The organism is Pseudomonas sp. S4_EA_1b (genome assembly GCF_016307435.1).
Classification (GTDB): domain Bacteria; phylum Pseudomonadota; class Gammaproteobacteria; order Pseudomonadales; family Pseudomonadaceae; genus Aquipseudomonas; species Aquipseudomonas rhodesiae.
In genome coordinates this window covers 1-18,400 of the sequence record NZ_JAEILC010000152.1, presented here as the reverse complement: position 1 = coordinate 18,400, position 18,400 = coordinate 1, and the positions used below count along the sequence as shown (strand labels likewise).

19 protein-coding genes are annotated in these 18,400 nt (G+C 52.2%); 11 read left to right on the top strand and 8 right to left on the bottom strand.

Features of this window, described 5'->3' with window-relative positions:
• Nucleotides 1-64 precede the first annotated feature (64 nt).
• The 4 genes from YA0848_RS33440 to mobH are packed head-to-tail and all read right to left on the bottom strand — an operon-like array spanning nucleotide 65 to nucleotide 6,474.
• Entirely contained in the window at nucleotides 65-718 is a 654-nt protein-coding gene (locus YA0848_RS33440; protein WP_198731544.1) for a DUF4400 domain-containing protein, read from the bottom strand.
• Nucleotides 718-1,158 (bottom strand): hypothetical protein, encoded by a 441-nt coding sequence (locus YA0848_RS33435; RefSeq protein ID WP_198731543.1) that lies wholly within the window; start codon nucleotides 1,156-1,158, stop codon nucleotides 718-720. Before YA0848_RS33435 ends, YA0848_RS33440 begins: the two co-directional genes overlap by 1 nt.
• A 2-nt stretch (nucleotides 1,159-1,160) precedes the next feature.
• Nucleotides 1,161-3,020, bottom strand: a complete 1,860-nt coding sequence (gene traD, locus YA0848_RS33430) for a conjugative transfer system coupling protein TraD (protein WP_198731542.1) — start codon at nucleotides 3,018-3,020, stop codon at nucleotides 1,161-1,163.
• Entirely contained in the window at nucleotides 3,013-6,474 is a 3,462-nt protein-coding gene (mobH, locus tag YA0848_RS33425; RefSeq protein WP_198731541.1) for a MobH family relaxase, read from the bottom strand. The genes traD and mobH overlap by 8 nt, the downstream gene beginning before the upstream one ends.
• Nucleotides 6,475-6,611: 137 nt before the next feature.
• Here mobH and YA0848_RS33420 point away from each other — a divergent pair, with 137 nt between their 5' ends.
• Entirely contained in the window at nucleotides 6,612-7,154 is a 543-nt protein-coding gene (locus tag YA0848_RS33420; RefSeq protein ID WP_198731540.1) for a hypothetical protein, read from the top strand.
• Nucleotides 7,155-7,203: 49 nt separating this feature from the next.
• Here YA0848_RS33420 and YA0848_RS33415 read toward each other — a convergent pair whose 3' ends face one another.
• The gene (locus YA0848_RS33415; protein ID WP_198731539.1) at nucleotides 7,204-7,575 is read right to left on the bottom strand and encodes a hypothetical protein; all 372 of its coding nucleotides are present in this window, start codon (nucleotides 7,573-7,575) and stop codon (nucleotides 7,204-7,206) included.
• A 232-nt stretch (nucleotides 7,576-7,807) separates the two neighbouring features.
• Here YA0848_RS33415 and YA0848_RS33410 point away from each other — a divergent pair, with 232 nt between their 5' ends.
• Nucleotides 7,808-8,878, top strand: coding sequence for a ParB/RepB/Spo0J family partition protein (locus tag YA0848_RS33410; protein WP_198731538.1), 1,071 nt, complete (start codon nucleotides 7,808-7,810; stop codon nucleotides 8,876-8,878).
• Between the two features lie 43 nt (nucleotides 8,879-8,921).
• On the opposite strand, the gene YA0848_RS33405 is transcribed toward YA0848_RS33410, so the two are convergent.
• A complete protein-coding gene (locus tag YA0848_RS33405; protein WP_198731537.1) occupies nucleotides 8,922-9,398 on the bottom strand; it encodes a hypothetical protein in 477 nt (158 codons plus the stop codon).
• A gap of 134 nt (nucleotides 9,399-9,532) precedes the next feature.
• On the opposite strand from YA0848_RS33405, the gene YA0848_RS33400 reads away from it, so the two are divergent.
• The 6 genes from YA0848_RS33400 to YA0848_RS33375 all read left to right on the top strand — a co-directional run bounded on the left by YA0848_RS33400 (nucleotide 9,533) and on the right by YA0848_RS33375 (nucleotide 13,479).
• The gene (locus YA0848_RS33400) at nucleotides 9,533-9,751 is read left to right on the top strand and encodes a hypothetical protein (protein ID WP_198731536.1); all 219 of its coding nucleotides are present in this window, start codon (nucleotides 9,533-9,535) and stop codon (nucleotides 9,749-9,751) included.
• Nucleotides 9,752-9,825: 74 nt separating this feature from the next.
• The gene (gene topA / locus YA0848_RS33395) at nucleotides 9,826-11,952 is read left to right on the top strand and encodes a type I DNA topoisomerase (RefSeq protein ID WP_198731535.1); all 2,127 of its coding nucleotides are present in this window, start codon (nucleotides 9,826-9,828) and stop codon (nucleotides 11,950-11,952) included.
• Between the two features lie 96 nt (nucleotides 11,953-12,048).
• Nucleotides 12,049-12,255: a hypothetical protein gene (locus tag YA0848_RS33390; protein ID WP_141678336.1), complete on the top strand. Its 207-nt coding sequence runs from the start codon at nucleotides 12,049-12,051 to the stop codon at nucleotides 12,253-12,255.
• A gap of 74 nt (nucleotides 12,256-12,329) precedes the next feature.
• A complete protein-coding gene (locus YA0848_RS33385; protein ID WP_198731545.1) occupies nucleotides 12,330-12,602 on the top strand; it encodes an HU family DNA-binding protein in 273 nt (90 codons plus the stop codon).
• Between the two features lie 107 nt (nucleotides 12,603-12,709).
• On the top strand, nucleotides 12,710-13,198 hold the full coding sequence (locus YA0848_RS33380; protein ID WP_198731534.1) for a DUF559 domain-containing protein: 489 nt from the start codon (nucleotides 12,710-12,712) through the stop codon (nucleotides 13,196-13,198).
• Between the two features lie 41 nt (nucleotides 13,199-13,239).
• Nucleotides 13,240-13,479 (top strand): hypothetical protein, encoded by a 240-nt coding sequence (locus tag YA0848_RS33375; RefSeq protein ID WP_198731533.1) that lies wholly within the window; start codon nucleotides 13,240-13,242, stop codon nucleotides 13,477-13,479.
• Between the two features lie 255 nt (nucleotides 13,480-13,734).
• Here YA0848_RS33375 and YA0848_RS33370 read toward each other — a convergent pair whose 3' ends face one another.
• Nucleotides 13,735-14,427 (bottom strand): hypothetical protein, encoded by a 693-nt coding sequence (locus YA0848_RS33370; RefSeq protein WP_198731532.1) that lies wholly within the window; start codon nucleotides 14,425-14,427, stop codon nucleotides 13,735-13,737.
• Nucleotides 14,399-14,944 carry a hypothetical protein gene (locus tag YA0848_RS33365; RefSeq protein WP_198731531.1) on the bottom strand — a complete coding sequence of 182 codons (546 nt, stop codon included), beginning with the start codon at nucleotides 14,942-14,944 and terminating at the stop codon, nucleotides 14,399-14,401. Before YA0848_RS33365 ends, YA0848_RS33370 begins: the two co-directional genes overlap by 29 nt.
• 186 nt (nucleotides 14,945-15,130) lie before the next feature.
• Here YA0848_RS33365 and YA0848_RS33360 point away from each other — a divergent pair, with 186 nt between their 5' ends.
• The 3 genes from YA0848_RS33360 to YA0848_RS33350 form a co-directional block, all read left to right on the top strand.
• Nucleotides 15,131-15,757, top strand: a complete 627-nt coding sequence (locus YA0848_RS33360) for a hypothetical protein (protein WP_198731530.1) — start codon at nucleotides 15,131-15,133, stop codon at nucleotides 15,755-15,757.
• Between the two features lie 59 nt (nucleotides 15,758-15,816).
• Complete coding sequence (locus YA0848_RS33355) at nucleotides 15,817-17,241, top strand: tyrosine-type recombinase/integrase (RefSeq protein ID WP_198731529.1); 1,425 nt, start codon at nucleotides 15,817-15,819, stop codon at nucleotides 17,239-17,241.
• A partial coding sequence (locus YA0848_RS33350) for a hypothetical protein (protein WP_198731528.1) occupies nucleotides 17,180-18,400 on the top strand: 1,221 nt, incomplete at its 3' end. The genes YA0848_RS33355 and YA0848_RS33350, both read left to right, overlap by 62 nt.

Genomic DNA, 18,400 nt, shown 5'->3' with positions numbered 1-18,400 from the left:
AGATGACCGTGGAATCCGCATTGGAGGGTCAAACACGAGGGCCCCAAGGGGCCCTCCAGCTTCGTTACAGACGCTTAGGAAGGTTTCCGATCAGGAGAGTCGAGGCGATCGGAATCAAAAGGATGACAATCAGCGGGATGATCATCGGCGGGATGGGCAAGGGCGCAATGAAGCTCACCATCACGCCAATGACCGAAAACCAAATCAACCTGGAGCTATGAGTGTTCAGGAATGGTGATGAGTGGGCAAAAGAGTACCTTTTCTTGTGCCATGTCATGTACCCACCGAAAATCGAAGGCACCAACATCACAACCATGTACGGAGCCCACATAAACAACAGGAGCATTCTGTAATAGATGTGATATATGACCTTTGTAAGAGCTTCGCCACGAGCGCTGATGAAGCTAAACCAGAGGTCACCGAGGTTATCCCAACCCTTAGACCGCTCCCGCTCTTCCGCAGTTGGGATAAAGAAGAACTTTACAGTCTCGTTGACACCGCTATTCAACATGAGGTCGGTGTAGAGCGAATTGGTGTTTTCGATCAGGAGGTCATGGGAATCTTTCCCCATGAGGATCTCACCCCACTCCTGTTCTTTCAGGATCGATTTATCGATGAATGCATTTGGAACCAAACAAACGATGAGGATGATCTCGATAAAGAGAAAGACAATTGTCCCCCATAGTCCCGAGGGCATCTTCTCTTCAAAATCTGCCATTACACACCTCTTGCCTTTATAGACTTCCAGACTCGGCCCAACGAAGTATCTTCGGGCAGAAGCAAATCTTCGATTCTCCGGCGCACAGCCGCTTTATGACCCTCGGCACCGCGGCCAGCGAGGGAGTCGAAGATCATTTCCACGGCGCCACCCTCTGGGGGCGAGGCGAGGATTAGGCTCGACAACCCATCGATCAGCGGGTCCAAGAAAGCCTTTAGCCTTACCTGATCCGGTGAGCCGAGTGCAGCGTTGTACGCAGCCAGGGCTGCCCGAAGGATCTTTTCTCCGTGAGCTACATTCTCTCCCGTGCGCATATATTGCAGCGCCCTTGGCACAACTTGCATAGCTGTAGGCCAGTCAGTTTCGATAATATGGAGGATGATCTTTGCTTTCTCATCGTCCTTAAAGTAGCGAGTAAGTTGTTCATCACGATTACGCAAAATTATGCAGCCTCAGATAATAAGAGCCCCGCCCGCTGGACGGCCTTTTTGAAATTCTTTGGTTTTTTGAGAACCGGTATCTTCCCTTTGTAGACCTTGCCGCCAGCCAAGATGGCCAGAAATTCCAAGTTGGGAAGTGAACCAAGCAACTGCGAGGGGAACAGCTCACCCTCTTCATCCATGAGGCGCTCACCAACGTTGAGCGAGTGCATATGGGGATCATCTTTTGTTGTGTTGCCTTGGGTTCGCATGACGTATTTGAAGTACGTGGGCGGAATTTTTTCGGCAATAAATTTCTGAGTGTCTGGGTCCGTAAGGCGCAGGGCAATTATATGGTTGGTGTTACCCAAGACCTGACGTGCCTTAGCCAGCGACCCCATCCTTGCCTCAAAGTCAGCGATAGTCTGGGTGGCCACATACAGAGCCATACCCGCGCCACGACCTTTGTTGAGCAGCTGAATTAGCTGATCGTTTACAGTCTCAGCAGCCTCATCGACGAAGATATTCACGCGATCAGGAACTTCAGGGCCGAAGTTGTAACGCTCTCCACCAACAGCTGCAAGATCCGCCAGGAAGATACTGCCAATTGCAGAACCGACCATCGCGTCGCTCAGAGAATCGAGCCCCATATAAAGAACTTGCTTGCCCGCGATAATCTTGCTTGAGTCTGTAATCTCACGGTCATCATTCGGATCATCCATTGGGGACAACAGCGGCCCCATGTGGCCAGCAGTAAGCATGTTCAATACCGGGATCAGAGACGCAATCATTTTGCCGAAGTGCGCCCGGTCATGGTCAAACATACCGATTACACCTTCGAGGTCAGAAGATGGTTTAACCGGGACGATATCGGAGCGGTAGAGTTGTACCAGAGCCTTTGCTTTAGCTTCGTCATCTTTCGCCGCCTTGAGACGCGCTTGAGCGATAACCATAAAGTCATCAAGAACAGTACTGCCATAGGCTGTAATAGCCTTAATGACCAGAGGAGCTAGTCCAATTTCAAGAGCACGGCGCAGCTCTACTAGAGTAGGAAGGACACCGCACAGCAAGAGCGCCTGAATTACGTTGTTTAGCGCCATGTTTGCGTAAGCTTGGAACGGGTCACCACCTTCCGATTTCATTAGAGCTGCAATACGAGCAGCGACTTCTGTTGGCCTACCGAAGTTCTTCGTTGGCGAGATACGAACACTCTTATCAGGGAATGCCGGGTGGAAATATTTAAATCTATGTGGATGCCCGGAGAGTTCACAAGCACGCCTTGCGTTTTCAGCAAGTTCTTTATCGCCCTTGGGGTCTAATATAATTACAGACTCTCCGCGGAGAATAGCTTGACTTATAAGCAAATCGAATAAACGAGTCTTCCCGCTACCTGTAGTGCCCACGATCAGAGTATGAAGTGATGATAGTTGGTGCGGTAGACCAATAGGCGCATCTTTCTGCATTGAAATTCCGTGAATCCATGGCGCCCCCATGAACCCATCCGGAACTTTTGGCATCAACTTGTTAATATCGCGCTTTAGCAACTCAAATACTTGCTGCGCTTCAGATTGCCCCCACTCAAAGCCAACACCCAAGTACATCAAGTCTCTTTTTTCGAGCATGCGCTCAATGAGTTCATCCTGCCCCATGATGACTGGATTCTTAGCAGTCAGTCCTTGGCGGATTTTGTAAAGGTGGATAGCAGCAGGCAAGCGCCGAAGTGTAAAACCGCCCATAACAGCGAGAGTGATATAGAAGGGCTGCGCTGGAAGAGCAGACAACAAGTGGACTGCAGACGTAGCCCCCATACCCAAGGTCCAGCCGGCAATTTCGTAGGCTTCGAAATTCGGCCGCCAGGGCATTTCATAGTTCCACTCACTCATAGGTCACTGCCTTTGCTTCAACGCTGACGACATAATTCTTACGGTCTAGTGATATCTGCTGGGTCTCAATTAGCGCCCTAATCAGGTCCGATTCTCGGACCCCCAGGTCACTTACCAACGCAGATATCAGCCTGGGCGTGAGCACTGCCACGGGAACCCCGTATGTTTCTGTGTTCACTGGGACTTTTTCGAGCGCTGTTCTTGCAAGCCTTGCCATCTCATCGGACGTCAGCGAGGAAGCAGGCTTGCTAATTGCGACTTGGAACTCAGTGCCACAGATAGCCGCCAGTGCATCAGCCAAGTAAGGCACTAGAACAACACCCTTATCGCCAACCACCCCAAACACAAGCCGCCCAGGGGCAGTGATGTCGAACCACAGCCATCGCGCTTCATTGAGCGCATCCTCATCACCAGGCATGAAGCCACCTTCCCTGAATAGGAAAAGCATCTGGTGTCGCTTGAATACCCTCACCCCTTCATCGACGTTTCGGGTGTACCAAAGGAATTTCTCCGCCAAATCTGGGTGGCGCCCCAGGTAAGCCATGTAGTCGCTAACAAGAGGCTCGCTGGAAGTCTGCTCTACTGGTTTTTCATTCTCAGTTGAACGCACGGCAGGCTCCGCCGGAAGAAGTGCCGGTTGGGCGGTAGGCCTGCGAACAGGCCCTATCTGGATCCCTGGAACTGGGCCGGTGATAAGTGGTGTACCGAGATTGGTCTCCGGCATTGGGGCAATAACCCCACTCTTCCGCTTCTTCCGTTTGCGTCTTTTCTTGGCATTTGGGGATCCATCCGCACTCGCCACACCTTCCAGGTGATAAGCTTCCTCAGCATCAGCATGGTCATCATCAGCATCCATGCATTCCAGATCTTCCAGATCCCCCATCTGCAAGATGGGCTGTGAGGGGATGCCACCAAGGAAGACATTTGAATCCAGAGTAGGTAGGTCATAGCCCTCAAGGGATACGGGCTGTGGCGCTTCTTGGACCGCAAAGGAGGAGACGTCCAGGTCGGCGAATTCAGCAGGTGCAGAAATCCCCAACGGGTTATCAATGGGAAGGTCAGGCACATCGAAGTCGTCCAGAACTGAATGTTCGGCGTCAAACCTAAACGCTTCCTCAAAAGCTCCGGGCGGCGGTGGGGTGTACCCACCCTTTCGGGTCGACTCGCCCTTTGGCTCTTTAAGCAAAGTGGGGACCAGCGGAGGTTGAATGACGGCAGACCCTGAGCTGTCCGAAGTATCTTCGTCAGATACCACTACTGCATTGACAGGCACATCAGCAAAGGCCTTTTCGATGCCGGTGAGCTCAAGGACTTCAGGATCGAAATCAGAGGTGATATCGATCGTCTCGAAACCTTCACCGCTGATACCTTTACTGCTGATACCTTCCGCCGCTTCCGAGGGAAACGCCGGGACCACCAGGTTAGATTCGCGAGGCGCGGGAGATTCCAAACCCACCTGCAAAGCTGGTGCGGTACTCTGTTTAATCACCTGCACCTTCGAAGACTTAACTTCCTGCCGAGGTGGATTGGGGCGCGGTGAGCCACCTTTGGCCACATCGATTAAGCTCGACGTTTCCGCGGCGGGTTGGACTGCCTCTTTTTTCGGCTGAGGCGTAAGGCTCTGCTTAATGGCAAAGGGATCGCCATCCAACTGCGCATCGGGGGCTGCAAACGGATCATCCCAGGTAGGCTTCTGAGCTGACGGCTCTACTTCATCCTCAAGGGCCGAAATATCGATACCGACTTTCACGCCCGCAAACAGGTCAGTTCCCGCTGCGGCAGGCTTCTGCTTGGAATCGGTTACCCCAAGCGCAACCTGGGGCTGTGGTGGCGGAGGTGCACCAATTACCAGGCCAGGTTTTTTCTGCGCAGTCGTATCGGGCGCCAGCGACGGCGCTGCAGGCGCGGCAGCTTTCTTGCTGTTGTCAGCAGGCGCCGGCGTAGACATCAGCGTGGGAGCTGAGAATTTCGAATTTTGCCCAGCATGCTGCGATCCCGATACTGGAGGAGCCCCACTCTCGAGATCAAACATCGGCTTGAACTCTTCGCCTGCCTGCATAGGCAGCTCAGCGCCAGCAAGTTCGATTCCCTGGCTCTGGGATTCTTGCGCCCCTTCACCCACAGGTACACCCATTGCCCCGTTGGCTGGGTCATATCGAACGGCTGTTTTCTCATCGCCGATAATGACAGCGACAGAGGGTGGTAGTGGATCGTAGGGGTAGAGTGCCGATGGAGAAGACAGCTTGATGCATTGGAGACGAAGTATCTTCTCCTTGCCCTCAGAGAGGACGTCTGGCGCAACTTTCCAGTAGATTGAGCCGTTGGGATTTCGCTCGAAAACATCGTGGTCCGCTAGAATTTCGCCCAGTGAATCAGCACTCCGCGGGAAAGCCTTAAGGCCGTCCGCAAGCATTTTCTCAACCACCTCAGCGGCAGCGGAATTCCAGGCGATAAAGATGCCTTGGGTGGTTGACCAGATTCGATCGCCTTTGCCGTTAGCCTTCCAAACACCATTTTGGCGGAGCAACCGCATTGCGCTGATTACATGGCTTGCAATCGGAACACCTGTTCCTCCTGCTGCTGTACCGGCAGGGTCGCCACCGCGCTTCTTCAGATCAAGTTGAACCGAGGCGGAATCCGCCTTGATCACAATACCTGTGAGCGCGCTCTTTTCATCGTCACCAGTGATGGCAGCGACCATCGCCGTGTAGAGGTCCTGGCCGCCATCCATGAGCCACTCGCGCACTTCAGGATGGAGAATCCTGTCAACCATCGTGATCGACAGATTTTTATGCCGCTCGTGGCGACCAGGATTCCAATGCAGGTAGTACCGTTCAATACCGTGTTCAGCCGCCCAATCAGGGATGCTCTTGGATACTGGCTTCCAGAAGCGCTCACCAGTGGCATCCGTTACACGGAAGTCAGAAAGAGGCTTTCCCGTATCGTGTAGCAAAGAGGCGAAGACCGCGGCCGCATACCAGCGTTCTTTGCGGCGAGTCCGTTCCTGAGGAACACGACCATGATCGAACGAGGTGACCTGGCATGAGTTAAGCGCCAGCAGCGCCACTTCCAAGCCGTGCGCAAGAAGACCACCCCATGCACGATGATGGTGATTCTGCGATGCAGGAACCAGATGGACGAAGTTGGCATAGCTAACCAGCACAGGAAGAATCAGTTTGTTGAACTGATTCGGAGGCAAGCCAATACCTGAAGCTATTTGCCCGACTTTTTCCTTGTGGTAGTCGAGCAGGACATGACCTCCAATGAAGGCCGGGTAGCCACGGATGTAGGGTGGATAGCGAAGAGCATCTTCATCACCCTCCTCGAGTTTCTTGATGAGGTCAGGAGTCAAAGACTTTGGGGAGGGATGATCCCCACCACCCACAGGCCGGACTACACCTGGGCCTGGTGGGCGCTTAAACGAGAAGAGATTTCGAAGTGCATTCGCGAGCATACAGCCTCCTGGATGTGGAGATTGTGAGCAACCGCGAGCCAGTAATTTTGGCAATCCAACCCACTTATGGGATCGGACTAAGCTTTTAAGGCAGAACGCGCTGCGTAGCATTACCCTCAGATCAAACTGGAGGGTCTATGAACCGTCACCTGCTTTTCATACTCGCAACTGCAGTTGCAGTCGCTTCAGCCGGCTGCACAAGCAGCAAGCATCAGAAAGAAGTAGACGTGGAAACCCATGTCGAAGTGCCTCAGCGACTCTCGCATGAGTTCTACGCAAGCTGGGGTCACGACGGCCGCGGCGGTGCGGCCCTGCGGAAGCCAACCTACCAGCATGTCATGGGTAGCGAAGACGTCCTCATGACCACACAAGGCAAGCTGAGTGACTGGCCACAGCCCAAAACTCCTGATGGCGTAGTAGTCACAGCGCTTAACCAGGGCATGAACAAGGCCATTTTTACCGCCATCGAATCAGCCCCTGCAGCACCTGCAGCGCAGATCAACAACAGCTCCCGGCTGGCAGCCTTGAATGCCACTGACGATGAATATCAGCGGGCCTATCGTAAGTTTTGTAGTGGTGGCGGCATGGCCATGACAGAGCGGGAGTGGGAGCTCGTTGCATTGGGAGGCCCGAATGGAATCCCGGCCAATCTTCGCGACCGCTGTATGCGGCAGAAGTAAGAAAAGCAAAGCCCCGCGAGGGGCTTTTTTCTGAGAGATGGAAACCTGACTAAAACAGAGAACCAATCATTGCGGTTACGCTTTGCTGCAGCGGTGTGCCATCCAACATGAAGCCCAAGATCACGCCAGCAATGCTTCCTAAGCAACCAATGCACGCCATAAGCGGACCGAGGCTCATGCCAAACATAGCTCTGCACTCTGCGCCAACTGTCGGTGGCGCAGGTTGAGCAACCTCAAGTACATCATCCGGGAAGGGATCGTCAAATGGCCCGCCCTTCCCACTCTCCATCTCTACCATTGCAGAAATCTCACCAATGGTGCGACGACCGTCAGCGATCGCCATTTCAGCGCTGTCGAGCGAGCTACGAGTGGCTAAATGCCGGCGCTTTCTCAGCGGCCTGTTAACGGTGTTATTGACCAAGGCGATGGCTCCTCTAAATCACACCGCCACCATACGAAGGTCGACCAAGCAAATGGTGTCAATTGGCTACCTATTTAGGGTCGGACTCGGGCTTGCGGTTTCGGCAAAGCGTGTAACTTGTTCCCCGACCAGTGGCAGGCTGTTTTCTCCACTTCCAGGGGAAGCGGCCGAGTAAACAATTACCAATTCTTTTCTGGCTAGCTTGGCCAGTAGCTCGACGACGGGGGCAAAGATGCACAACCAGGACTTCGATTACGCACAGCACGACGACGATGCCGAGCTGCCCAACGGCGAAAGCCAGATTAACGACCTCCACACCCTCTGTGAGTCCCTGAAAACTCAGAACGAAAGCCTGGTTGGTGAGACCAGCCTTCTGTGGCTCTCCCCTGACGTCTTGGAAGAGGAAGATGGCTTCAACCTTCGCGAGTACAGCCGCCCCGATACCGTGGCTCACATTCAGAGCCTGAAGGAGGCCTGGAAAAATGGCACCCAGCTCCCTCCCCTGGAAGTGAAGATTGAAAATGGTCGCTGCTACGTGAGAGATGGTCACTGCCGTCTTCGAGCTGCTCGCTTAGCAATTGAAGAAGGCGCACCAATCAAGCGCATCCCCGTGATCGAGCTGTCCGGGTCTGCCGAAGCTTCATCCCTCAGAATTCTCACCTCCAACCAACAGCTGAAGCTCACGCTGATGCAGCGTGCTCGTGGATACAAACGACTGCGAGATCTGGGCTGGACTGACCAGAAGATCGGGAAGCACATCTGCAAGACTGACACCCATGTCCGAGAAACAATTCGTTTGCTCACGCTTCCAGAACGTCTGCAGGACCTGATCAGTCAAGACGTAATCAGCCCTGACATGGCCTCCAAGATGTTCGCCCGCTACGGCGAAAAAGCCGTCGACTATATCGACGATGCGTACGAAAAACAGAAGAAGCTGCACGAAGAGCTTCTTGAGCAGGATCCAAACAAGTCGGCGCCTATCAAGGTTTCGACTAAGCACATTGCTGTTCCTGCGCCTCGAATCACCAAAAAAATGGTTTCGAGCATGTCGACCAGCGTTCGCTCAATCCATGATGTGTTCGAAGGCAGCGCCAAAGTGGATTCCGATGCAGGGGTTGTAGACCTCAAGCTTCCTCTGGAACTGTACGAGCAGTTCATGACGATGGCCAAAACTCTCAAAGAGGTTAGCGAAGTACCTTCGAGCACCGACCGCAATGGCCCTGATGGCGCAAGCACCCAGAGTCAGACCGGCACGGCGAAGGCCGAAGTCATTCAGATCGGAACCGCTCGCAAGACTGGCTAATAGTTGCGGTAGAAGAGAAAAGGCAGCCTTCGGGCTGCCTTTTTTATCGTCTCTTCCCAACCGGGCAATTGGCCTTTTTGGGGCACTTAACGCATTTGTAGGGTTCAGGAAGGCGAGGCTTGGCCTCTTTCCTTTTGAGCTCCCAATAGCGATTCCACAGCGCGATGACCTGGGTGCTGCTCAGAAGCTTCACTGGAATGTAGGTGACATCACGACCCACCACTGCCCGAATGAATCCATGGCTAGCAACCGGGTAGCTTTGCCCAAAAAGCGATCTGGAAGATCGCGCGAGAATGAACCCGTAGGCCGACAACTGAATGATGTCTTTCAGGTATACAGCTGGCTTGCTTCTGCGCTTCGTATCAACAGGCACCAGCCAGCCATTGGCGAGGAAGACTTGGTCTCCTCGGCCATGGATCGGAACCGGAACGTCGGTCGACAGCTCCGACTCGGACAGGACTAACCGAGCCCCTTGAAGGGCTGCCGGCAATGCCTCGCGCCAAGCTGCTGCTCTGGTCATTCTGAACCTGCAATATCTATTTCCATGCGCTTACATTACCTGCTCTTCCAGATATGCAACCCCCTGGGCTTTGCCGTATGCACTTGCACTTCTGACGCACATGCGATGCTTGAGGTGTGCATAGGAGACCAATGATGAGTACTCAACGAAAAACCCGACGCCATGCAATGTCCGTCTCGGCAACCGAACTCGCAAAGCTGGGATCGTGCGAAGTCATGGTGGCGCTGGGATTAGCAGACGCAGCAGATGCGGCAATGATTGCGAGTGCGAAGCAAGGCGAGCGGGATCACGAACGATTCCATGTCAGAGCAGTTCTGAATGCTGGGGACGGCAGCCTAATCGCCCGCTGGTGAATGGCCCAAGGAGGGAGCGAACTTACCGCCCGTAACTTGGCTTTGGTGGCATCTTTCCAAGCAGAGAGGTGCTCATGTCCAAAACGCTTTTAATTGTTGAGTCGGCTACCAAAGCCAAGAAAATTCAAGCCTTCCTGGGGGCCGACTTTGTGGTTGCTGCATCCGTCGGCCACATCCGGGATCTACCGAAACGCGAAATCGGCGTTCAAGCGCCAGATTTTAGACCGCAGTATGTGATCAACGATGACAAGGCCCAGACGGTCAACAGGCTTAAGAAACTGGTTAAAGAAGCCGCCATGGTCTACCTCGCCACCGACCTAGATCGAGAGGGAGAGGCGATTGCGTGGCATCTAGAGCAGGTGCTCAAACCGAAAAATTACAAGCGCATTAAGTTCAATGCCGTGACCAAAAAGGCAATCTTTGAAGCCATCAAGAATGCCGGCGACATTGATTACAAGCTCGTTGCCGCCCAAGAAGGAAGGCGCGTACTCGACCGATTGATCGGATACCTCGTTTCGCCCCTTCTCACCATTCTCGCCAATTCACCATTACCGCTTTCTGCAGGCCGGGTTCAGAGCACAGCCTTACTCCTAGTCGTGCAACGCGAAAGGGTAATCACAGGCTTCCAACCCGTCGATCACTTTAAGCTCAAGGTCTCCTTCCTCAACCCGGCAGGTGGCACCTGGTCTGCTGTATGGCTGCACAAACCGCTGCAAGAAACGTTCGGAGTGGAGAAGACCGATATTTTCACTGACCAGGCCACAGTTCAGGCGATCGCCGGCATGGTGCGGCAACAACCGGTTTTCATGGTCTACAGAGTCGAAGGGAAAGAAAAACAAAGGAAGCCCCCTGCAGCCTTCACTACGTCGACCCTTCAGCAAGCGGCGAGCGTCAAGCTCGGTTTCAGCGTCAACACGACAATGAGCAATGCGCAGAAGCTCTTCGATGCGGGCTTAATCACCTATCACCGCACGGACTCGCAGAATCTTGATGCCGAACCTGTTGAAGAGATACGGCAGTGGCTTACTGCAAACGGTTTTGAGGTGCCTGAGGCCCCCCATACCTGGGAGTCGAAAGAGAACGCACAGGAAGCTCACGAAGCAATCAGACCAACTGTCATCGCCGACAAATTGCCCAGCGAACTCAGCGAAGGCACTGAGATGGCCAAGCTCTACAAGCTCATTTGGGAGCGAGCTATTGCCTCCCAAATGCTGCCGGCAGTCTACTTCGCCACGCAGGTCCTGCTTCTAAGCCAGGTCAAAGTCAGCGACCAGCACCTCCAATTCCTGGCTAAAGGCCGCCGCCTACTCTCCCCTGGTTGGCTGGCGCTTACCGAAGACGACGCGACAGAAGAAAAATCAGAGGACAGTGATGATCAAGATGAATCCGACCACGCAGATCTGCCGCCACTCACAGAAAACCAACAGCTGACCTGCAACAAGGTCGATCAGATCACGTCCACTACGAAGCCACCACCACGCTTCACAGAAGCATCACTGGTTAAAGCACTTGAGGCTGCTGGCGTCGGCAGGCCGTCGACCTACGGAGCGATCATCCAAACACTCTTCTCCAAAAGCTACGTGGGCGCTCAAAGCAGGAAGATCATCGCCCTACCCTTGGGCTGCTTCGTGATCGACTTGCTGCACGGCCGATTTAGCTTCGTCGAATTGGAGTTCACGAGGATCATTGAAGGAGGCCTGGACAAAATCGCGGCAGGTCAGACCAATTTCAAGACTGTCGTCTCATACCAGTACAACATCCTCGAGCAGGAGGTGAACCGTGTAAAAGCGGACACCGCGGCACTTGAGAGCAGTGCGGCCGCAAGCACTGAACTGTTCGGTCACCTGGTTGAATGTCCAATCTGCAAAAAGGGACGACTGCGCAGAAAGGGCAGCTCTGGATCTTACTTTTGGGGATGCACCAACTACCCTGAATGCACCGCGACCTGCAGAGAAGTCAAAGCGAAAGGCAAGGAGCCGGAGCCAGACCTCGACACGATCCGGACGAAGGGTAGCGAGGACGGCGACAAGCCTGAACGGGTCCTATCAGAAGAAAACTGCCCCAAATGCAAAAAGAAGAAACTCGCCTTACGTCCAGGGGCTAGAGGTCCGTTCTGGGGGTGCACGGGATACCCTAAATGCAAAGCCACGTATGAGGATGACAGTGGCAAGCCCGTGCTGGAGAAAGCTCAGGCCAGTTGAGCCCACTTGTGGGGCTCAACTGAAAGGACACGCCAGGGGTTACCGAATACTCTCTACTTCACCACCACCATTACCGCCTAGGCCAGGCTAGCTCATATGCAAAGCGAAAGTATTCCTGCTGAAGTCGCCGCAAAAATGCAGAGACTGATTGATCTGACAGCTCTGCTTGAGAGACTGAATAACAAGCTGATCTACGGCGCTCAGCCAACAACCAAGGAATACGAAACACTCAGTGATGCGAATCGTGAGTATGGTGAGCTGCTGGGACAGTTCTCACTTCGCCCTCCTCATCGGTCGTGCTGACTTGCACATTTTAAGTAAGTGGTAGCGTTTCAATGACCCTGCATCAGCAGGAAATCTCAGGAGAAACAGGAAATATGAACAAAGAAGAGCTCATCAACTCCGTTGCCGACAAGACCCAACTCAGCAAGGCAGACGCCACCAAAGCCGTCAACGCCGTGGTGCAGAGCATTACCGAAGCCCTGGCAGCGGGTGACCAGGTTACCCTGGTTGGCTTCGGCAGCTTCGCTGTTAAAGAACGAGCTGCTCGTGAAGGGCGAAATCCGCAGACCGGCAAGCCGATCAGCATCAATGCAGCGAAAATTGCGGGCTTCAAGGCAGGCAAGGCCCTGAAGGATGCAGTGAATTAAGCACGCACCGAGGCCGGCAGAACTCTTGCCGGCCTATCCCCTACCCACAAGTTGCGCTTTCCAGTTCCGGTGTTACCAAAGAGGCAGTGAAACCACCAGGAACTGATATGTCCCTCCGCATTTCCGCCGACGAAGCACTCAAGCGGCGCTTCATTGATGAAGCTACCGCCAAGGAGATCAAAGCCGGTAAAAACGATCGGCTGGCTAAACTTGGCAGCACTCAGCGCTCAGCTCCAGCATCCCGCTCAAGCAATGCAGGCGACGTTAACGCTGAAACCTCTCCGCAGCGAATCCTCTTTAATGCCCTATGCCATCGCCTACCTGGTCGTCCCCAATGGGAGGTAAAAGACCTCATCCCTGGACGGCGTATAAGAGCAGATATTTTCATCCCCCCTTCTGTGATCGTGGAAATGGATGGCTACAGCTTCCACAAGAGTCTAGACGCCTTCAAAAAGGACAGAAAGAGACAGAACTTGCTGACTGCAAATGGCTTTCTCGTGTTCCGAACCTTTGCGAAAGAGGTCTTCGACGAAGAGGAAAGGCGCGCGCTGGTGGAGATGATAGCTACCACCGTTGAGAAGGGCTTGCAGTTTTGAGAAACCCAGTAGTCTGGAGCTAACCACTCAAGGAGGTGCCTATGGTCCGCTACATCATCGCAGTCTGCCTGGCCGCTCTTCTCATTCTGCTTTCAATCGCCGGGCTCATTTTTTGTGCGTTTGGCGTGCTTAACGACGTCGACCACGTTGTTGCGCTCCAAACAGCTTGCTACATCGGGCTGATCGTCCCGTTGTACTTCCTCAGCCGGAGTAACGTCGGCGATCTGTCCACTGAAGATGCTGGACATGCCAACCCTGAGGTACGTCCCAATGAGGCGTGAGGATCATTCGGAGTTGGACAGCCTGATTGCCATCGCTACAAAGACGAAGATTCTTCGTGAGGTTCGTGCGGCATTCCCCTGCGGGCTGACCGTTATTGTGTATCCAGATGGTCAGCTCGTCTCCAAAGGCCGACAACCCAGCGGGTGCCTTCATTCGGAAGTAAAAAGGCTCTTAACCTATGGACCAGTCGAAATAACGGCCAACCACGGTGTGACTGGCCGAGTCGTACGTCTTGGGACCAGCGCCCTACTCTCTTATGGCGCACTCAATGTCGGAATGAATCGCTTTAGCGATTCAGGTACCGATGAGCGCTTCATGCGCGCAACAACAGCTCTGGAAGTGAGTTGTGCCATCTCCCCACCGTCATAATCGATAGTAAGTTGGCTCCCTGGCGGCAGCCAATCTAGGCTGCCGAAGGACGAAATTACCGTAAGGGTACTCCCCTCCCTCTCGCATGGGGCGTAAGCGTGCCTCGTCTCATGCCAGCCACCTTTCACCCCGCCAATGAAGCCCAGGCACAACTGCTGCTCGCTTAGCAACAGATATCCTTCGATCTCGTAGGCTGGGAATCTGCCTACGGAGAGGTCGAAAGCCCAGCACCCATCAAAAGAATCCGCTAGTTCCTTCCCCTTCATCTGCTCAGCTTTAGCGGAGAACTCTGCCGATGCGGGAGGAACAACTCCACTGCTGACCTGATCAAGGTACTTGATAAACCGTGCCCTTGCGTCGGGGCTGTCCACGCTAGTTCCTAGCTTCTCAAACCAGGCGCTAAAGCCCTTGATCAGCATGACAACGCTCAACAAAATCCCGATCGCATAGACCAAAGGCGCAGCGAGAGATTTCTCGGGCATCAGCACCCTTAGCAGCCAGTAAGACACGAGTGTCACACCCAGGACTATTAGACCTGGCTTCAAAGCCTTACCAAGCGCTGCAATCGATCGAAGCATTTTCAGTACTCATTCCAAGGTTTCTTTTCTGAATCCATACAGCGGCGGCCTGGTATCCCGGCGCCACGTCGCGGCCATTTCGAGCAATTTCGAAAGCTTGCGATGCCAAAGCCATTTCGACCCTGCCTGGCAGCAGCGCTTCCCCGATTTTTTTCCACTTAGCGGCCTCTTCGATTTCCGCCTGGGAAGCCCCTTCTCGGGATAACAAAAGCACGAGCCCAGGCATCGAGCGCGGATCGCCAGATTGTGATGCGAACCGAAGCAGCACCAGGGCTTTTCCAGGTGCTTGTTCGAACTCAGCTGAGCCAGACATATAGCGATCACCAAGCACGGCGGCTGCCTTCGCATCCCCGCCGCATGCAAGTCCTACCAAGTCGGCCATAGCCAGACCGAGTTCACGCTCGTCATTCATCGAGACCGCGGCTGCAAGCCGATACTCAATGTCGGATATCGGTTCATCGGCATAAGCCGAGCCAACCATTAAAAGCGTGATCAAGGGAAGCAATAGGACTTTCATCAATTCCGGCCACTCAGTTCATGGGCTGAATCTACTAAAGAAGGCAGGCCAAAAAGGGGGGTATCCGCCCCGGAAGAAGGTAGTGATTCCTCTCAATCACTGCCGGACTAGCCCAGCAATCGGGTCAGATACCGTCCATTGCAGATGATTAGTGGAGTTCAATGAAGCTATAGAAGAGGGTCTACCGTGCTCAAAGTAAACTGGACGCCGCAGCAGTTGGCCTTTCATGGCTGCGAGGCAAAGAAAATTCGAGTCATCGCGTTCGCCGGGGCTGCCAAGTCGACGTCGCTCATAGGCTATGCACAACGGTACCCAAAGAAGCGCTTTCTCTACCTGGCGTTCACCAGGTCTGTGGCGGATGAAGCAGCTCTTAAATTTCCCAAGAATGTTGTGTGCCTAAGTACACACCAACTGGCATGGAAGACATACCGTAAGCTGTACCAGCAAAAGCTGGCGCCCAACCTTCGACTTACTGCGATATCCAAAGCCCTGGAGAGCAACGACTGGACCTTCCTTCGGATCGTCTCGGACACTCTCACGAATTACCTTTGCTCCGGCAGCGACGGGATTGATAGCTCGCACCTACCTGCAAAGCACATGGATTTCATCCGCAAGCAATCCTCCGCGTACTTTGAAAGGATCTTCTCGTCAGCCGAGGATATCTGGCGGCGCATGATCGACCCGGAAGATCGATCGATTCCAATGCTCCACGATGGGTACCTAAAGCAATTCGTCCTGAGCAGGCCTGATCTCTCACGTCAATACGACGCAGTCCTGCTGGACGAAGGTCAGGACAAGCATAAGTTTGGATGACTGACAGGTAGAGCATAAGTCCCTAGGATATGGACATCTCCTTCCCATGAGAAGACTCCATGCGCCACCTCCCCAATGCCAGGTCCTCTGATCAGGGTCGTAAACCGTCAGCACGAATCGTAGTCATTCCTTTACTTCAATTATTCAAAGCAATCTTTGCTCCGAACAGAAACTTCGTTGACTACGGCTTTGTAAGTTCAGACACCATCCCGATAGTGAATTTCCCCGTAATTCTCTGCTCGGATGGTACCCCATGGGAAATAGGCAACAAATATCTAATTAACATAGCTACACAGTTCAGAATCAAGCCGCTTAGCACCAAAACAATCCGCGGAACAGCAGACGACCTGCTCAACTATCTGCGCTTCCTAGAAGAATACAACCTCGACCTCTTATACCTCCCTAAGAACGAAAGGCTAAGGGTAACTTATCGCTACCTCAACTACGTTCAAGAATTGGTTATAGCGGGATCAATACGATTCTCAACTGGCAAACAAAGAATTAATCGGATGGTAAATTTTTACAAGGGCCTAATCGAGCAGGGCCTAATCTCAAAAAAAGATCTACAAAACTCACCATTCGAAGAGATGGAAGCAACCATTAGAAGCCTGGATGGAAAAGGATTCACAAAACTAACAACGATACATACACACAATCTTAAGCTAATCGGTTCAGACGAGAATAAAGACCCAACCTTCATAATTGATGATGGCTCATTAAAACCGCTTACGCGCGATGATCAAAAGATTCTACTAGAAGCCCTCAAACTCTCTAACAACAGACCAATGCAGCTAATTTTCTACCTTGCCCTGTTTACTGGCGCCAGAATTCAAACATGCTGCACAATCAGAATTAAGCACATTTACGGCAAGCTAGACTCAAATAATGATTTGCGACTAAGAGTTGGGACAGGTACCGGCATCGACAACAAGAACGGGAAAAACATGACGATTGTCATCCCCAACTGGCTGGTAAACGACTTGAAGATATATGCCAACAGCCCCAAGGCCAAAAGATCTCAGAAAAAAAGTCGCTTAGGAGAAAGCGATGAAAACTATATATTCCTTACTAATAGAGGGCAGCCCTATTACACGAGCAAAGCCGACATCACCAATTACCAGAAAGAATCACAAGCTAGAGAGACGCCAACTAATAAACCGTTCAGAATCCACGAAGGAACAACCATAAGAGTCTTTCTTTCAGAATTACTTAAAAGGATTTCCTTCAGCAAACCAGGATTTAACGACTATAGCTTTCACGACTTGCGCGCAACATTTGGAATGAACCTACTAGAGAGATTACTCAACAACCCTATGCATACAGTTCATTCAGCCCTCACAGTCGTGCAACAAAGAATGGGGCACGCTGACTTAGAAGTAACAATGCGATACTTAAACTACAGAGCCAATCAAAGAATTTATAATGAAACTCAAGATGCTTACGAACAAGATCTCATGGAGCACGTTCAACACCAGCATCTATAATGAGAAACAGGCTTTGAATAACTATTCATCTAGAGATCTCATCCGAATCGTGTGGGGAGAAACACTCCATGTGGATCATGACCCTACGAAGATCGTCATTGAAATACATTCCGGCACAGCTAGAGGAAGGGTGCTAGATGTTGGATCTATCTGCTACAGGCACAGAGCTGTCGCGAACGGCGAGCGGTGCAAGTTTGTTGTTATGTCAAGCTTTGCCAAGGACCGAACAGACATCGCACTAAAACTCGCCAACTACTTGCTCACAAGAACAAGCAGCGCCTCCGCGTACGTCTACTACAGTAAAATCGTCTATTTATTCAACTTTATAGACAGCCACGAAATCGTAGTAGATTTCAGCGACGAAGAACAGGTAATTGATCTTTATGAACAACTAACAGATCACTTACTTGATAGAATGCAACAAACCTCACTTTCAAACAATAAAATTGGAAAAATCTACGCCTCTACGGTTCAACTACGATGCGCGGAATTCATTGGCATAATCTTGGACAGGCACACGGTTGAGATTCAGGCAACCTGCACAGTAATAGATCAGAGTGGAAAATCAGGAAAAATACCTGCACCTTTTGAAAAGCAGAAGCGAAATTTCGCCACTCATTTAGCCACCTTCCATGCGATTAGTGAATTCTTGATGGGCGACCGACCGCTTCCATTAATCATCGAGGCAGACAGCACCAAAGTCATATACTACTCGCAAATGGAACCCACCAGCCAAGTAGTAAAATTAGCTTGCGAAGAAAGTTTCCTCAGCTGGAAAGAAGTGCTGCAAAAGGCGCGCCTTCTCAACATCGATCTACTTCACGAAAAAGAAAAAAATTATAACGCATGGCGCGAATTCAATAAGAATCGTAAAAATTACACAAACAACCGACTCGATTGGAGAGGTTTGAATCTAGCCAATAAAGCAATACAAGCCTTTCAACTCGCGTTCATTGCGGTAACCACAGGTAACTCGTCTGTTGTCTTCAATTTAACAATTGATGAAAACCTTAGTGGCGCACCAATCCCAAGCAAAGGAAAACGCTTTACAGAATTTAAGCCCAGAGCTCACAAAGATGTAGATCTTGAGTTCAGCGTCCGTTTCAAGCCTCATTATGAATCATACATAACCTTTCGAACCTGGTTATTAAATAAACTA

Excerpts from the sequence above, each read along its gene's own strand:
- YA0848_RS33440 (WP_198731544.1), bottom strand. The coding sequence starts at position 718 with ATGGCAGATTTTGAAGAGAAGATGCCCTCGGGACTATGGGGGACAATT.
- traD (WP_198731542.1), bottom strand. The coding sequence starts at position 3,020 with ATGAGTGAGTGGAACTATGAAATGCCCTGGCGGCCGAATTTCGAAGCC.
- mobH (WP_198731541.1), bottom strand. The coding sequence starts at position 6,474 with ATGCTCGCGAATGCACTTCGAAATCTCTTCTCGTTTAAGCGCCCACCA.
- YA0848_RS33420 (WP_198731540.1), top strand. The coding sequence starts at position 6,612 with ATGAACCGTCACCTGCTTTTCATACTCGCAACTGCAGTTGCAGTCGCT.
- YA0848_RS33410 (WP_198731538.1), top strand. The coding sequence starts at position 7,808 with ATGCACAACCAGGACTTCGATTACGCACAGCACGACGACGATGCCGAG.
- YA0848_RS33405 (WP_198731537.1), bottom strand. The coding sequence starts at position 9,398 with ATGACCAGAGCAGCAGCTTGGCGCGAGGCATTGCCGGCAGCCCTTCAA.
- YA0848_RS33400 (WP_198731536.1), top strand. The coding sequence starts at position 9,533 with ATGAGTACTCAACGAAAAACCCGACGCCATGCAATGTCCGTCTCGGCA.
- topA (WP_198731535.1), top strand. The coding sequence starts at position 9,826 with ATGTCCAAAACGCTTTTAATTGTTGAGTCGGCTACCAAAGCCAAGAAA.
- YA0848_RS33390 (WP_141678336.1), top strand. The coding sequence starts at position 12,049 with ATGCAAAGCGAAAGTATTCCTGCTGAAGTCGCCGCAAAAATGCAGAGA.
- YA0848_RS33385 (WP_198731545.1), top strand. The coding sequence starts at position 12,330 with ATGAACAAAGAAGAGCTCATCAACTCCGTTGCCGACAAGACCCAACTC.
- YA0848_RS33380 (WP_198731534.1), top strand. The coding sequence starts at position 12,710 with ATGTCCCTCCGCATTTCCGCCGACGAAGCACTCAAGCGGCGCTTCATT.
- YA0848_RS33375 (WP_198731533.1), top strand. The coding sequence starts at position 13,240 with ATGGTCCGCTACATCATCGCAGTCTGCCTGGCCGCTCTTCTCATTCTG.
- YA0848_RS33370 (WP_198731532.1), bottom strand. The coding sequence starts at position 14,427 with ATGCTTCGATCGATTGCAGCGCTTGGTAAGGCTTTGAAGCCAGGTCTA.
- YA0848_RS33365 (WP_198731531.1), bottom strand. The coding sequence starts at position 14,944 with ATGAAAGTCCTATTGCTTCCCTTGATCACGCTTTTAATGGTTGGCTCG.
- YA0848_RS33355 (WP_198731529.1), top strand. The coding sequence starts at position 15,817 with ATGCGCCACCTCCCCAATGCCAGGTCCTCTGATCAGGGTCGTAAACCG.